This is a genomic window from Sorangium sp. So ce321 (assembly GCF_051530195.1).
Classification (GTDB): Bacteria; Myxococcota_A; Polyangia; order Polyangiales; family Polyangiaceae; genus Sorangium.
Genome location: NZ_CP150329.1, coordinates 12,078,500 through 12,092,500 on the forward strand (window position 1 = coordinate 12,078,500; position 14,001 = coordinate 12,092,500).

Genomic DNA, 14,001 nt, shown 5'->3' on the forward strand with positions numbered 1-14,001 from the left:
GGCGCGCGCTCACCGGGCGGGCGAGCTGCCGGCGCCCGCGCCGCGCCCGGCGAGCGCTTCCACGATCCGCTCCATCCTGATCCCGCGCGAGCCCTTCACGAGCACCAGATCGCCGCGCTCGACGGTCTCCAGCGCGCGATCCGCGGCGGCGCTCGCGTCGCCGGCGAACCACGCCCGCACGCCGGCCGCCTCGGCGGCGCGCGCGATCCGCGACGCCTCGCCGCCGACGGCGATCAGCGCGGCGGGGCGCATGCTGCCGACCTCCGCGCCGAGGGCGTCGTGCTCCGCCGCGGCGAGCGCGCCGAGCTCGCGCATCTCGCCGAGCAGCAGGACCAGCCGCTTCCCGAGCGCGCCGGCCAGCTCGGCGGCCGTCTTGATCGACGACCGCATGGACAGCGGGTTGGCGTTGTAGCTGTCGTCGATCACCACGGTGCCGTCCGACAGCTCGCGGACGGACAGGCGTCCGTCCCCCGGCGGCGCGAGCCCCGCGGCGGCCTCGGCCGCCCGCTCCGTCGAGAGCCGCTCGCCGAGCGCCTCTTCCACCACGGCGACCGCGGCCGCCGCGGCCAGCGCGCCCGCCTCTCCGAGCAGCGGGACGACGAGCTCCAGCGCCTCGCCTCCCCGGTCGAGCCGCACCGACGTGCCGCGGACCCCGACCGGCCGGCGCCCCGCGATCCGGATCTGCGCGCGCTCGCCGAAGCCGTAGGTGATCCGCCGCGCGGAGCCGGCGCGGGCGAGCTGCTCGACCACCTTCGCGTCGTCCCCGTTGCCGAGGGCGACCCCCTCGGCCGGCAGGGCGGCGAGCAGGTCGCCTTCCTCCGCGGCGACGTCGTCCAGCGTGCCGAGCCCCTCGGTGTGCTCGATGCCGATGGAGGTCAGCACGGCGAGGTCGGGCCCGGCGATCCGCGCGAGGGCCGCGACCTCGCCGCGCTGGTTCGTGCCGATCTCGACGACGGCGAAGCGATGGCGCTCCTCGAGCCCGAGCAGCGTCATCGGCAGGCCGATGGCGTTGTTGAGGTTGCCCGCGGTCGCGTGCACGTCGCCGCGGCCCGCGCCCGCGAGCAGCGCCGCGGTGGTCCGCGTCGTCGTCGTCTTGCCGGCGGAGCCTCCGACCGCGACGAGCGCGCGCGGTCCCTTGGGGTGGGCGCCCCTTCGCCATCGATCGCGGTGCGCCCGCGCCAGCGCCCCGAGCGCCGCGAGACCGTCCTCCACGAGCACCACGCCGCCTGCGGGCGGCAGGGCCACCTCGCGGGACACGACGAACGCGGCCGCCCCGCGCTGCGCGGCCGCGTCGAGGAACCGGTGGCCGTCGAAGCTCTCGCCGGTGAGCGCGACGAACGCCGCGCCGGGCGCGATCGTGCGGCTGTCGGTCGAGATGCCCCGCGCGGCCGGCCCGGTCCTCAGCACGCGTCCGCCGGTCGCACGCGCCAGCTCGTCAAGGGAGAAGGTGGCGAGGTTCTGTGGGATGGGCGTCGCCATGGCGGCCGATCACCAGCATGGAACGGGGCGCAGGGCCAACGAATCGCCTGCCGCGCGCGCCGTCGGCGCGGCGCCGCGCCGCCTCAGCGCCGGGGCTTTTCCTTCTCGACCTCGTCGTAGATGTCCTCGCTCTTCGGCCGCGGGCGCGCGACCGGGCGGGGCACGGCGGTCGCGCTGGGGGCCTCCGGCGCGCTCGCGGCAGGCGCTGATGCGGTCTCGGCGGTCGTCCGAGGCGGCTCTGTGTAGTCGATCGAGATGGGCCCTCCCCCGCGCATGCTCTGCCAGAGCGTGATCCCGACGAGCGCCAGGAGGGCGATCGCCAGGATGATGCTGAGCACGATGATCAGGGTCCTGCCGCCCTCCCGCCGCGGCGGGGTGACGGCGGTGGGCTTCTGCGGCTCCGCGCGCTCCTGCACGAAGGTCGACGGGAGCACGGGCATCTCCAGCCGCGCCGACGTCGTCGCCCACGGGCTCTCGGCGGGCGCCGCTGCGCCGTCCCACCCGCCGGCCGCTGGCGGCGCGGCGGGCGCCGCTGCGCCGTCCCATCCGCCGGCTCCCTGGGGCGCGGCGGGCGCCGCTGCGCCGTCCCATCCGCCGGCTCCCTGGGGCGCGGCGGGCGCCGCTGCGCCGTCCCATCCGCCGGCTCCCTGGGGCGCACCGGGCGCCGCCGCGCTGGGAGCTGCGCCGACGGTGGACGCAGGCGCCGCGGCGGACGGCGGCCCGGCCTGCGCCGGCACGCCGGCGTGCAGCGACGACGGCATGGGCGAGCGCGCCGGCTCGGACACAGGGGGCCCGCCGGCGGGGCCGAAGCCAGGGGGCCCGCCGGCGGGGCCGAAGCCAGGGGGCCCGCCGGCGGGGCCGAAGCCCGGAGCGCCGAACCCCGGCGGCGCGGCTGGAGGGGGCGGCTGCGCAGCGTTCGTTCCCATCCGTTCCGTTGTCGGCGCCGGAAGGAAGGACATCTGGCTCGGGGGCACAGGCTCCGACTGCGGCGCCGCCGGGACGAACGGCAGCGCGCTCGGAGAAAAGACGCCGCTGGCCGACAGCACGTCCTGCTGCGAGACGAGGCCGGGCGGAAGGGTCCCTCCGCGCGCCGAGACGTTCGCCCTGGGCGGCTGGGTTTGCGCGGGGAACGCTGGCCCAGCTGGAGCAGAGGCCGAGAATGCGGGCGCGGACGGCGCCGCTCCCGAGTACGCAGGCGCCGACGGCGCTCCGGGGAACGCCGGCGCGGACGGCGCTCCCGAGTACGCCGGCGCGGACGGCGCTCCCGAGTACGCCGGCGCCGGCGGCGTCGGCCCTGGATACGGCGTACCGGTCGGGGCCAGCCCAGCGAAGCCGGGCGCCGAGGGAGCCGGGCCGGCGACCGCGGGCGAGCTTTGCTGCTGAACGTGAGGGCTCAGCGCGTACTGCGCGGAGAGCGGGCGCAGGGCTCCGGGGGCCATCAACGGCGCCACGGGCAGCGGCCGGAAAGGGATCCCCGCTCCATGCGCAGACGGGATCGGTCGGCCTGGCTGCGCCGCCATCTCACTCTCCGGGGATCCCCATGGAACGTGTTTGTCGGTCATCCGCGCGCCCCGGAGGAACCGCCCACGCGGCCCCTCCGCCTCACACTGAAGCGGAACAGCGATTTCAATCTACCCCCAACTCTCGGTGTCCGGCCATCCTTCTGACGCGTCGCCCCGCGCGCGCGGCTCCGCAGTACCAGGACACGCCTCGCGCAGCGCCATGCCCAGCGCCGCCCGTCGCGGACGAAGCGGCAGCGAAGCCAACGCCTCGGGCGCGGCCGCTGCACGGCGAGCTCGCCCCGCCGCCGAGGCGCGCTCGCGCGGCCGCCGGCGGCGCGCGGGGAGCACGGACGACGCACGCGCCTGCCCCGAGAGCACGAGACGGCGCGCGCGCTCTGTCGCACCTCGCAAGCGCGGGAGCATCGGACGGCAGAGCCCGCACCGCGGCGCTGTCCACGCTTGCCCGGAACTCTCGACGTTGACGAGGGCGCGCGCCGCGGACGGGCGACGGCGCTCCCGCCGGGGACGCGGGCCTCCGTCGCCGCGGGCGGCTGTCGACCGCGGCAGCACAGTGCTATGGCTCGTCGCGATATGGCCGCCGAGACGATGGGCCCCCGCACCTCCAACGAACCTTCCTCCAACGAGCCGCGCGAGCCCGCGCGCTACGACCATGCCGAGGTCGAGCCGCGCTGGCAGCGCGCGTGGGAGGAGGGCGAGACGTTCCGCGCCGTCCGCAGCGCCGACGCCGCCCGCGAGAAGCGTTACGTGCTCGACATGTTCCCCTACCCCTCCGGGGCGGGGCTGCACGTCGGGCACCCGGAGGGGTACACGGCGACCGACATCATGTCCCGCTACTTCCGCATGCGCGGGATCGACGTGCTGCACGTCATGGGCTGGGACGCCTTCGGCCTGCCGGCGGAGCAGCACGCCATCGAGACCGGCACGCACCCGGCCGAGACGACGGCGCGGAACATCGCGACCTTCAAGCGCCAGCTCAAGATGCTGGGCTTCAGCTACGACTGGTCGCGCGAGCTCTCCACGACCGATGCGCGCTACGTGCGCTGGACGCAGTGGATCTTCCTCCAGCTCTTCAAGAAGGGCCTCGCGTACCAGGACGAGGTGAGCGTCAACTGGTGCCCGGCGCTCGGCACCGTCCTCGCGAACGAGGAGGTGATCGACGGCAAGAGCGAGCGCGGCTCGCACCCGGTCTACAGGACGCCGCTCAGGCAATGGATGCTCCGCATCACCGCCTACGCCGATCGCCTGGCCGATGATCTCCGCCTCCTCGACTGGCCCGACGGCACCGTGGCGATGCAGCGCGCCTGGATCGGCCGCTCGGAGGGGGCGCTCATCACGTTCGCGGTCAAGGGGTGGCGCGAGGGCTCGCTGAGCGTGTTCACGACCCGGCCCGACACGCTGATGGGCGTCACCTACGTCGTGCTCGCGCCCGAGCACCCGCTCACGGCCTGGCTGATGAGCGCGGAGGGCGGCGCGTCCGAGCAGCGCCGCGAGGCGGTGCGCGCGTACGTCACCGCCGCGGCGAGCAAGAGCGATCGCGAGCGGCTCTCCGCGGCCGCGAAGGAGAAGACCGGCGTCGACACGGGCCTCGTCGCCGTCCACCCGATCACGGGCGCGGAGGTGCCGATCTGGGTCGCGGACTACGTGCTCGGCAGCTACGGCACCGGCGCCGTGATGGCGGTGCCCGGGCACGACGAGCGCGATTTCTCCTTCGCCCGGGCCTACGCGCTGCCGATCGTCGAGGTCGTGAGCCCCGACGGCGCCCTGCACGACCAGCTCGAGGCCGCCTACGTCGACGCGGGCGTCGCGGTCCGGAGCGGCGAGTTCGACGGCCTCAAGACCGAGGAGTGCAAGCGCGCGGTCATCGCCCGCCTCGAGGCGCTCGGCCGCGGCAGGCGCGAGGTGAACTACAAGCTGCGCGACTGGGTCTTCTCGCGCCAGCGCTACTGGGGCGAGCCGATCCCCATCTACTTCCCCGTCGATCTCGCCGATCCGCACGGCGATCCAAGGAAGGGCGCCGCGCACACGATCCGCTACGACCAGCCGATCGCGGTGGACGACGCCAGCCTGCCGCTCGAGCTGCCGCCGCTCGCCGACTTCCGCCCTGGCGACGACCCGGCGGGCCCGCTGGCGCGCGCGGCGGACTGGCGCTTCTTCCAGCGGGACGGCAAGTGGTACGCGCGCGAGACGAACACGATGCCTCAGTGGGCGGGCTCGTGCTGGTACTACCTGCGCTTCCTCGATCCGCAGAACGACGCCGAGCCGTTCTCGGAGGCCTCCTACGACGCGTGGATGCCCGTCGACCTCTACGTCGGCGGCGCGGAGCACGGCGTGCTGCACCTCCTCTACGCGCGCTTCTGGCACAAGGTGCTCTACGACCTCGGCCGCGTGAAGCACCCCGAGCCGTTCATGAAGCTCGTCCACCAGGGGATGATCCTCGGCGAGGACAACGAGAAGATGTCGAAATCGCGGGGCAACGTGATCAACCCCGACGACATCGTGCGCTCCTACGGCGCCGACGTGCTGCGGCTCTACGAGATGTTCATGGGCCCGCTCGAGGCGGTGAAGCCCTGGCAATCAGGGCAGATCCAGGGGGTGGTCCGGTTCCGCGATCGCGTCTTCGCGACGTGCACGCGGCCGCTCTCGGACGCGATGGACGACGCGACGAGCCGGCAGCTCCACAGGACCATCAAGAAGGTGACCGGCGACATCGAGGCGATGGCGTTCAACACCGCGATCTCCGCGATGATGGTCTTCGTCAACCACCTGAGCTCGCTGCCCTCGCCGCCGCGCGAGGCGGTCCTCCGGCTGATCCTCCTCGTGTCGCCCTTCGCGCCGCACCTCGCGGAGGAGCTGTGGCGGCTCACGGGGCACGAGCGCTCGCTCAGCTACGAGCCATGGCCCACGTACGACGAGGCGCTCTGCGTCGATGACATCCTGGAGATCCCCGTGCAGGTGAACGGGAAGGTCCGCGGCCGGGTGATGCTGGCGAAGGCGGCGCCCGAGGAAGAGGCCCGCGCCGCCGCGCTCGGCCTGGAGTCCGTGGCCACCTTCGCCGCAGGCAAGCAGATCAAGAAGTTCATCTACGTAGCGGGAAAGATCGTGAACATCGTGGTCGGCTGACGCTCCGGCGCCGCCCGGCCAGCATCCAGCCCTCGCGCAGCGGTCGCGCCGCGGCGACGTCCCGAGCGGACGCTCGGGCGGGCGGCGGGAGGGCGTTCCTCCAGGAGCACGGCGAACGCGCGCCTCGCACCGCCTGCTCATCGAGGAGCGCCTCGCTCCGCATCGACGCCGAGGTCGGGCGCTCGCCGTGCCCTTGTCCCGATCGGCGCGCTGCCCGCATACCCCACCACAGCGCGGCGGCGTTGCTCCGTGAGCGCGCGCGCTTCCGCGGAAGCAGTCCTCTCCTCGCTCGCGGAACACGGCACGCACAGCCCAGGCTGGCAGGTGCCGTGCAACGGCGGATGGCCGTGTGCCGGAACAACACCGCCGCGTGGCGCATCCGGGCAGGCGGCCTCCTCGCCGCCGTCGCGCTGGCCGGCTGCGCGGGTGACGCGGAGGAGCCTGGCCTGGACGACGAGGACACGGCAGAGAGCGCGCTGGAAATCAAGGGAGGGTACCCTGACGCTGGAGACCGCGCGGTCGCCGGCCTCCTCATCACGGATCGGAGAGGGCGAGTCGCGCGGACCTGCTCGAGCACGCTGATCGCGCCGAACCTTGTGCTCACGGCGCAGCACTGCATCGCGGAGGCCCCGAAGCTCATCGCCTGCAAGACGGCGACGTTCGGTGAGCCGGTCGATGCCTCGCAGGTCTTTGCCACCCTCGGCAGCGCCCTGTGGGCGGCTGACGACCCGTGGATCGCCGCGCGCGCGGTGCTCAGCCCGCCTGACGGGAACGCGGTGTGCGGGCGCGATCTCGCGCTCGTCGTGCTCTCCTCGCCGATCCGGGCCAGCGAGGTCACGCCCCTCGCCCCCCGCCTCGACCGGCCGCCGGAGGACGGCGAGGTCTACTCGGCGGTGGGCTTCGGCGACACGGAGGGCAGAGCGCGCGACGGCGGAGACCGCAGGCGCCGCGATGGGCTCCGGGTCGAGTGCGTCGGGTACGGGTGTGGAACGCAGGAGCGCGTCACGGGGAGCGAGTGGCGCGGGGAGAGCGGCATCTGCAGCGGCGACTCGGGCGGGCCGGCGCTCGACGTCGCGGGGCGGATCATCGGCGTGACCTCGCGCGGGCCGGCCGGCTGCTCCGACCCCATCTACGGCGGGCTGATCGCCCATCGCAGCTGGCTCGCCACGGAGGCGAGGCGCGCCGCTGAAGCAGGCGATTACGCCGCGCCCTGGTGGGTCACGGCGTCCGGCGCGGCAGAGCGGCTGCCGTCGCGTCGACCTCTCGATGAGCGCTGGCTCTCGTGCGCGCAAGGCGCCGTGGACGTCGGCGCCGGCGGCGGCGGGCCCGCGTCCGCGCTGCTCGCGCTGCTCGCGCTGCTCGCATTGCAGCGGGCCAGAAGGGCCGCTCCGCCGGTGCGCACCGCGCGGCGGAGCACGATTTCCGCCTGATCACCGCTCCAGCGCACACCTCGCCTGCTAGGATGCGCCCGTCCTGCCCTGCGGAGTGTCCATGCCCAGTTCGTCCAGCCTCTGTCCGGCCGCGCTGCTCGCGGCGCTCGCGCTCGCGTCGATGCCCATCGGCTGCGGACCGACTTACGTCCGTGGCAATCAGGTCGAGGGGCTCGACGACGCGGCGATGAGCACGGGAATCGACAAGCGCGACATCGAGCAGCTTCTCCACGAGAACCTGAAGTCGCTGATGGCCTCCTCCGTGGCTAAGGCGTGGGCGAACGACGGCTCGCGTCCCACGCTCGCCATCTACCCGCTGTCAAACCAGACGAGCGAGCACATCGACAGCCAGCTGCAGGCGCTCCTGTCCGACATCGAGACGTACATGGTCAAGACGGAGCTCGTCACCGTGGTGAGCGTCGAGCGCCAGCAGCAGATGATCGCGGAGGTCGAGAAGCAGCACGGCGGCGGGTTCGACCCGGACCACATCGCCGAGTACAACCGCCAGCTCGGCGCGAAGTACTACATCACCGGCAAGGTCTTCACCTCCGACGAGCGCACCGAGGATGAGCGCCGCGTGCAGTACTTCATGTTCATGCAGCTCATCGAGGTCGCCACGAGCGCGGTTGCCTGGCAGAACCGGGCAGCCTTCACCAAGGCGCTCATCCAGGAGTGATGCTCTCGCGGCGCGCGAGCCTCCGGGGACTCAGGCGCGCGGTCCTGGCTCCGCTCGCGCTGCTCCTCGGCCTCGGACAGGCGGCCTGCAGCGGCCATGAGGATCGCGTGCGCACCGCGCTCGACGCGCTCGACCGCGGGGCCCGGGCCGAGGCGGTCGCCGCGCTGAACGAGGAGATGGAGGTCGACACCGCGGACGATCTCCCGGCGCTCCAGGGCGACAACGCGCTCCTCCTGCTCGACCGCGGCAACGTCCTGCTCAGCATGGACCGCTACAAGCAGTCCGCCCGCGATCTCGGGACCGCGGACAAGTCGATCGACCTGCTCGACATGTCCCGCGGGGCCGCCGACGAGCTCGGGAAATACATCTTCTCGGACGACGCTGGCCCGTACAGGGCTCCTGCCCACGAGAAGCTGCTCATCAACACCCTCAACATGATGAACTACCTGGCCCAGCGCGACCTCAGCGGGGCCAGGGTCGAGGCCCGCCGCCTCGTGGTCATGCAGAAGTACCTGCGCGATCACGAGGGCGAGACGGCGCTCCTCGGCCTCGGGAGCTACCTCGCCGGCTTCGCCTTCGAGAAGAGCGGCCAGCCCGACGAGGCGCTCCTCCACTACGACGACGCGCTCCGCCACGGGCCGTATCCGTCGCTCCGCGGCCCGCTCCGCGCGCTCACGCGCGGCGAGCCGAGGTCGCCCCGCATCGCCGCCCAGATCGAGGGCGTGGAGCCACCGCCGCCGCTCGCCGAGGCCGGCGAGGCGGAGCTCGTCGTCGTCGTCGGGTTCGGGCGCGTGCCGCAGAAGGTGCCGCAGCGCCTGCCGATCGGGCTCGCGCTCACCCTCGTGGCCGACGACATCAGCCCGACGGATCGCGCGCGGGCCGACGAGCTGGCGGCGAAGGGGCTCGTGACGTGGGTCAACTACCCGACGCTCGGCCGCGGCAAGGGCGGCTACACGATCCCGACCCTCCGCATCGACGGGCGCTCCCGGCCGATGGAACAGGCCCTCGACGTCGAGGCGCAGGTGCGCGCGGCCTGGAAGAAGAGCGAGGGGACCATCATCCTGTCGGCCATCACGAGGACCGTGGCCCGCATCGCGGCAGGCGAGGCCGCGCAGGGCGCGACGGAGGCCGCCGCGGAGGACTCGGGGCCGCTGGGCTTGCTCGTCGGCCTGCTCACGAGCGCGACGCTGACCGTGCTCGACACGCCGGACACGCGCGGCTGGTCGACGCTCCCCGCGCGCATCGCCATCGCGCGCACCCGCGTCCGCGCGGGCACGCACGACGTCGTCGTGGGCGCCCGGGGCGAGGTGCGGCGCGCGCGGGTGAGCGTGGCCGCCGGCGGGTGGGCCTTCGTCCCGATGATGGTGCTCCGCTGAGCGTCGCCGAGGCGGACGGGAAGGGTTGCGGGCGCTGTCCTCCCGCGGCAGTCTCCGCGCCGATGCGAAGCCCTGACGTCCGCGCCGTGCTGGTCCACGCGCTCTCGGCGTGCTCTCCCCTCGCGCTCCTCTGCGTGACCGCCTGCGGGACGCTGGCCACCTCGCCGTCCTGGGTCGGCGGCGGCCTCGCCGTCGCCGCGCCCATCCGCGCGGCCGAGGAGGACGCGGCGCTCCAGCGGGAGCAAGCGCTCGTGGCAAGCCAGCCGAAGCAGATCGGCGCGCGACACATCCTCGTCATGCACGAGGGCTCGAAGAGCAAGCCCGAGGGCGTCCGCCGCACGCGCGACGAGGCGCGCGCGCGGGCCCAGGAGGCGCTCCTCAAGATCCGCGGTGGTCAGAGCTTCGAGCAGGCGGTCACCGAGTACAGCGACGAGCCGGGCGCGGGCGAGCGCGGCGGGGACCTCGGCGTGTTCGAGCGCGGCGTGATGGTCAAGGGCTTCTCCGACGTCGCCTTTGCCCTGAAGGTCGGCGAGGTCAGCGAGATCGTCGAGACGCCGTTCGGGTTCCACATCATCAAGCGCACCGAGTAGCGCCGACGCGTCGAGCCCGCGCCCCGCCGCGTCCGGCCGCGCGCAGGCCGCGGGCTCGACGCGTCGGCGGGAGTCGCCTAGCGTGCGCCCATGACGAGGACCGCCCGCGCCGCGCTGACCGCCGAGCACCGCCGCCTCGAAGAGGAGCGCGAGCGTGTCCTCCGCTGGAAGCACTGGGGCCCTTACCTCTCGGAGCGGGCCTGGGGGACGGTGCGCGAGGACTACAGCGCGAACGGGGATGCCTGGGCGCATTTCCCGCACGACCACGCCCGGAGCCGCGCCTATCGATGGAACGAGGACGGCCTCGGCGGCATCTGCGACCGTCACCAGATCCTGTGTCTCGCCGTCGCCGTCTGGAACGAGCGGGACCCGATCCTGAAGGAGCGCGCCTTCGGTCTGACCGGGCCAGAGGGCAACCACGGCGAGGACGTCAAGGAGATCTACTACTACGAGGACGCGACGCCGACCTCCAGCTACCTGCGTTACCTCTACCGGTACCCGCAGCGTCCGTTCCCTTACGATGCGCTCGTCGCCGCCGGGCGCGGGCGCGGCCTCTCCGAGAGCGAGGTAGATCTCCCTGATCTCGGCGCCTTCGATGAGGATCGTTACTTCGATGTCGTCGTCGAGTACGCGAAGCGGAGCCCGAACGACATCCTGATGGTCATCACCGTGGTGAACCGCGGCCCGGAGGCTGCGCCGATCCATGTCCTGCCGCACCTCTGGTTCCGCAACACCTGGTCGTGGAGCGAGCCGCCCGGTCCGATCCCGGAGATCCGCGCGATGGAGGCCGGCCCCGGCCACGTGATGCTGCGCGCCGCGCACCCCGAGGACGGCGCGCATCACCTGTATATCGAGGGCAGTCCGGAGCTGCTCTTCACCAACAACGAGACGAACCGCGAGCGGCTCTATGGCGCCCCCTCGCGGACGCCGTACGTCAAGGACGCGTTCCATCACCGGGTCATCCATGGCGACAGGGAGCGGGTGAACGCCGAGCTGCGCGGCACCAAGGCCGCGAGCTGGCATCGCCTCGACGTGCCAGCCGGCGAGAGCAGGCGGATCCTGCTCCGGCTCGCTCCGGAGCCGGTGGAGCGGCCCTTTGAACGTGCGGGCGAGCTCCTCGAGGCGCGGCGCAAGGAAGCGGACGAGTACTACCTCGCCGTCCAGGGCCCACGGCTCTCCGACGATCGACGCGCCATCCAGCGGCAGGCGGCGGCGGGGTTGTTCTGGACGATGCAGTTCTACCACTACGACGTGGACATCTGGCTCCGCGGCGACGAGCAGGCGCCGCCGCCCGAGCGGCTCCAGGGCCGCAACAACCACTGGCGGCACGTCTCGGTCGCTGACGTCATCTCGATGCCAGACAAGTGGGAGTACCCCTGGTTTGCGGCGTGGGATCTCGCGTTCCACGCGCTCGCGCTCGCCTCGCTCGACATCGATCTCGCGAAGGCCCAGCTCAAGATGATGGTCAAGGAGTGGTACCAGCACCCGAACGGGCAGCTGCCGGCCTACGAGTGGGAGTTCTCGGACCTGAACCCTCCGGTGCATGCGTGGGCGACGTACCAGATCTACAAGATCGAGCGGAAGCAACGGGGCCAGGGCGACCGGGTCTTCCTGGAGCGGGTGTTCCACAAGCTGCTCATCAACTTCGCCTGGTGGGTCAACAAGCGCGACGCCGAGGGGTACAACGTCTTCGAGGGCGGGTTCCTCGGCCTCGACAACATCTCCCTCTTCGATCGCAGCGAGCGGCTCGCGCCCGGGATGCGCCTGGAGCAGGCGGACGCCACCGCGTGGATGGCGATGTACTGCCTGGACCTCATGCGCATCGCGCTGGAGCTCGCGCTCGACAACTCCGCGTACGAGGATCTCGCCAGCAAGTTCTTCGAGCACTTCCTGCGGATCGCGCACGCGCTCCACCACACGACCGACGGACGGCTGCCGCTCTGGTCGGAGGAGGACGGCTTCTACTTCGACATCCTCACCGCCGGCGGCAGGCCGCGGCACGTGAAGATCCGGTCGGCCGTGGGCCTCATCCCGCTCTGCGCCGTGCACGTGATCACGCCGGAGATCTACGGCAAGCTCGCGAACTTCCGTCGTCGGACCGAGTGGTTCCTCGGCAAGAACCCGGCGCTGGCCGAGGCCATCACGGTGCGTCCGGACGGGCGGCAGGTGCTCTCGGCGGTGACGCCTGGCCGCCTCGAGCGGGTGCTCGCGCACCTCTTCGACGAGGAAAAGTTCCTCTCGCCCTTCGGCCCGCGCTCGCTCTCCAAGGAGCACGCGGCCGCGCCCGTCTCGCTCGGGCTGGATCCCTGCCCTGCGCACTACAACGTCGGCTACGAGCCAGGCGAGTCGATCACGCGCATGAAGGGCGGCAACTCCAACTGGCGCGGTCCGATCTGGTTCCCGCTCGGGTATCTCCTCTACCGCTCGCTGCTCCGGCTCGACCACGGCTTCGGCGACGAGCTCGCGATCCCTGCGCTCGGCGCCCATGGCCCGCGCACGCTCCGCGACGGGGCGCACGAGCTCGCGCGCCGGCTGATCGCGATTTTCGAGCGTGACCGCGAGGGGCGCCGCCCTGTGTACGGCGAGCACGCCCTCTTCCAGCGCGATCCCCGCTTCCGCGATCGCCTGTTCTTCTTCGAGTACTTCCACGGCGACACCGGCGCTGGGCTCGGCGCCTCCCACCAGACCGGCTGGACCGCCCTCGTGAGCGACCTGATCCTCCGCGCGGGGCGGGGAGACCTCCCCCATTCGTAGTGTTCCACACAAGCCGTTCGGCACAGCGCCGATTCTTGTGAATCCGTGCTAGGAGGGCGCCTGTGTCGCTGGCGTTCGGCGTCTCGCTCCTCGCGCTGGCCGTCATGCTGGGCGGCCTTGCGGCGTTGTTCCGTCGTCGGAGCGAGGGCGCGATGTCCGCGATACGGACGTTCGCCCTCGTCGGTGCGGCGTCGATCGCGCTGCTCCATCTGCTGCCGGAGGCGCTCGGCGAGATTGGCTGGCTAGGGTTGCTCGCTGCGGCGACTGGCTTCCTGGCGCCGGCGGCGCTGGAGCGCCTCGTGCTTGGGGAGGCGGGCGCTCACCGGACGCCCACGACGGCGCTCGCGATGGGGTATGCCGCGGTGCTCGCGCACCAGTTCGGCGAGGGCGCGGCGGTCGCGTCGCTCTCGCGGGTCGGGCAGCTCACGCTACCCATCGTGCTCGCGCTCGCGGCGCACACGGTCCCGCTGGCGATGGTGGTGGCGATCCAGGTCCTCGAGGTGAGGGCGGGGGCGAACGACAAGCGCGCCATGAGCGCTGCGCTCGCGGGGATCGCGCTCGCCACGGTGACCGGCGCCTTCGCGACGCGCCTCGTCGATGCGGAGCGCTTCGAGGCCATCGAGCCGTGGGTTCTCTCCGCGGTGGCGGGCCTCCTCTTGCACGCGCTCTCGCACGAGGCTGTCGCGAGCGGCCCGGCGACGTCCGTCAGCCGAGCGGGCGAGGCCGTGGGTGGCCTGCTCGGCCTGGTGCTCGCCATGGTTGGGATCGACGAGGAGGAGTGGGTACAGCAGATCCCGGCTGAGCTCCGGATTGCAGCCCTGGTCGTCCTTGTCGGGCTCATTCTTCTTCGCAGCTACGGCCCCCGGCGCGCCGTCGAGCGCCCGCACTGAATCGCTGAAGCCCTTGCTCCGGAAGCCGCGCATCCCTGCCGCGCGGGCCCTCGATGTCCGAGCCGGCACTGCGCGCCCCCGAGCGCTACGGCGCCGAGCCGGCGGCCACGATCAGCAGGAGGATGGCGGGACAGGCCGCTGCCGCGACGAGCACAGCCGCCGT

The 14,001-nt window shown here is 72.8% G+C and carries 11 protein-coding genes (1 of these 11 running past the window's edge); 8 read left to right on the plus strand and 3 right to left on the minus strand.

What is annotated here, in order from left to right; translation table 11 throughout:
• Positions 1-9: 9 nt before the first annotated feature.
• Positions 10-1,479 (minus strand): UDP-N-acetylmuramoyl-tripeptide--D-alanyl-D-alanine ligase, encoded by a 1,470-nt coding sequence (locus WME89_RS44835; protein ID WP_438005686.1) that lies wholly within the window; start codon positions 1,477-1,479, stop codon positions 10-12.
• A gap of 83 nt (positions 1,480-1,562) precedes the next feature.
• Complete coding sequence (locus tag WME89_RS44840; protein ID WP_438005687.1) at positions 1,563-1,817, minus strand: hypothetical protein; 255 nt, start codon at positions 1,815-1,817, stop codon at positions 1,563-1,565.
• Position 1,818: 1 nt separating this feature from the next.
• On the opposite strand from WME89_RS44840, the gene WME89_RS44845 reads away from it, so the two are divergent.
• The 8 genes from WME89_RS44845 to WME89_RS44880 all read left to right on the plus strand — a co-directional run bounded on the left by WME89_RS44845 (position 1,819) and on the right by WME89_RS44880 (position 13,838).
• On the plus strand, positions 1,819-2,862 hold the full coding sequence (locus tag WME89_RS44845) for a hypothetical protein (RefSeq protein ID WP_438005688.1): 1,044 nt from the start codon (positions 1,819-1,821) through the stop codon (positions 2,860-2,862).
• A gap of 695 nt (positions 2,863-3,557) precedes the next feature.
• Positions 3,558-6,122, plus strand: coding sequence for a leucine--tRNA ligase (leuS, locus tag WME89_RS44850; protein WP_438005689.1), 2,565 nt, complete (start codon positions 3,558-3,560; stop codon positions 6,120-6,122).
• Positions 6,123-6,463: 341 nt separating this feature from the next.
• Positions 6,464-7,552: a trypsin-like serine protease gene (locus tag WME89_RS44855; RefSeq protein ID WP_438005690.1), complete on the plus strand. Its 1,089-nt coding sequence runs from the start codon at positions 6,464-6,466 to the stop codon at positions 7,550-7,552.
• A 61-nt stretch (positions 7,553-7,613) separates the two neighbouring features.
• Entirely contained in the window at positions 7,614-8,228 is a 615-nt protein-coding gene (locus WME89_RS44860; RefSeq protein WP_438005691.1) for a penicillin-binding protein activator LpoB, read from the plus strand.
• 107 nt (positions 8,229-8,335) lie between these two features.
• Positions 8,336-9,604, plus strand: coding sequence for a hypothetical protein (locus WME89_RS44865; RefSeq protein WP_438005692.1), 1,269 nt, complete (start codon positions 8,336-8,338; stop codon positions 9,602-9,604).
• Between the two features lie 62 nt (positions 9,605-9,666).
• Positions 9,667-10,194: a peptidylprolyl isomerase gene (locus tag WME89_RS44870; RefSeq protein WP_437657942.1), complete on the plus strand. Its 528-nt coding sequence runs from the start codon at positions 9,667-9,669 to the stop codon at positions 10,192-10,194.
• A gap of 90 nt (positions 10,195-10,284) precedes the next feature.
• Positions 10,285-12,948 carry an MGH1-like glycoside hydrolase domain-containing protein gene (locus WME89_RS44875; RefSeq protein ID WP_438005693.1) on the plus strand — a complete coding sequence of 888 codons (2,664 nt, stop codon included), beginning with the start codon at positions 10,285-10,287 and terminating at the stop codon, positions 12,946-12,948.
• 62 nt (positions 12,949-13,010) lie between these two features.
• Positions 13,011-13,838 carry a hypothetical protein gene (locus WME89_RS44880; protein ID WP_438005694.1) on the plus strand — a complete coding sequence of 276 codons (828 nt, stop codon included), beginning with the start codon at positions 13,011-13,013 and terminating at the stop codon, positions 13,836-13,838.
• A gap of 85 nt (positions 13,839-13,923) precedes the next feature.
• On the opposite strand, the gene WME89_RS44885 is transcribed toward WME89_RS44880, so the two are convergent.
• Positions 13,924-14,001: the 3' portion of a hypothetical protein gene (locus WME89_RS44885; RefSeq protein WP_438005695.1), read on the minus strand. The gene runs 132 nt beyond the window's last position; 78 of the gene's 210 nt are visible here — the last part of the coding sequence; its start codon lies off the right edge, out of view — the gene reads right to left on this strand; its stop codon occupies positions 13,924-13,926.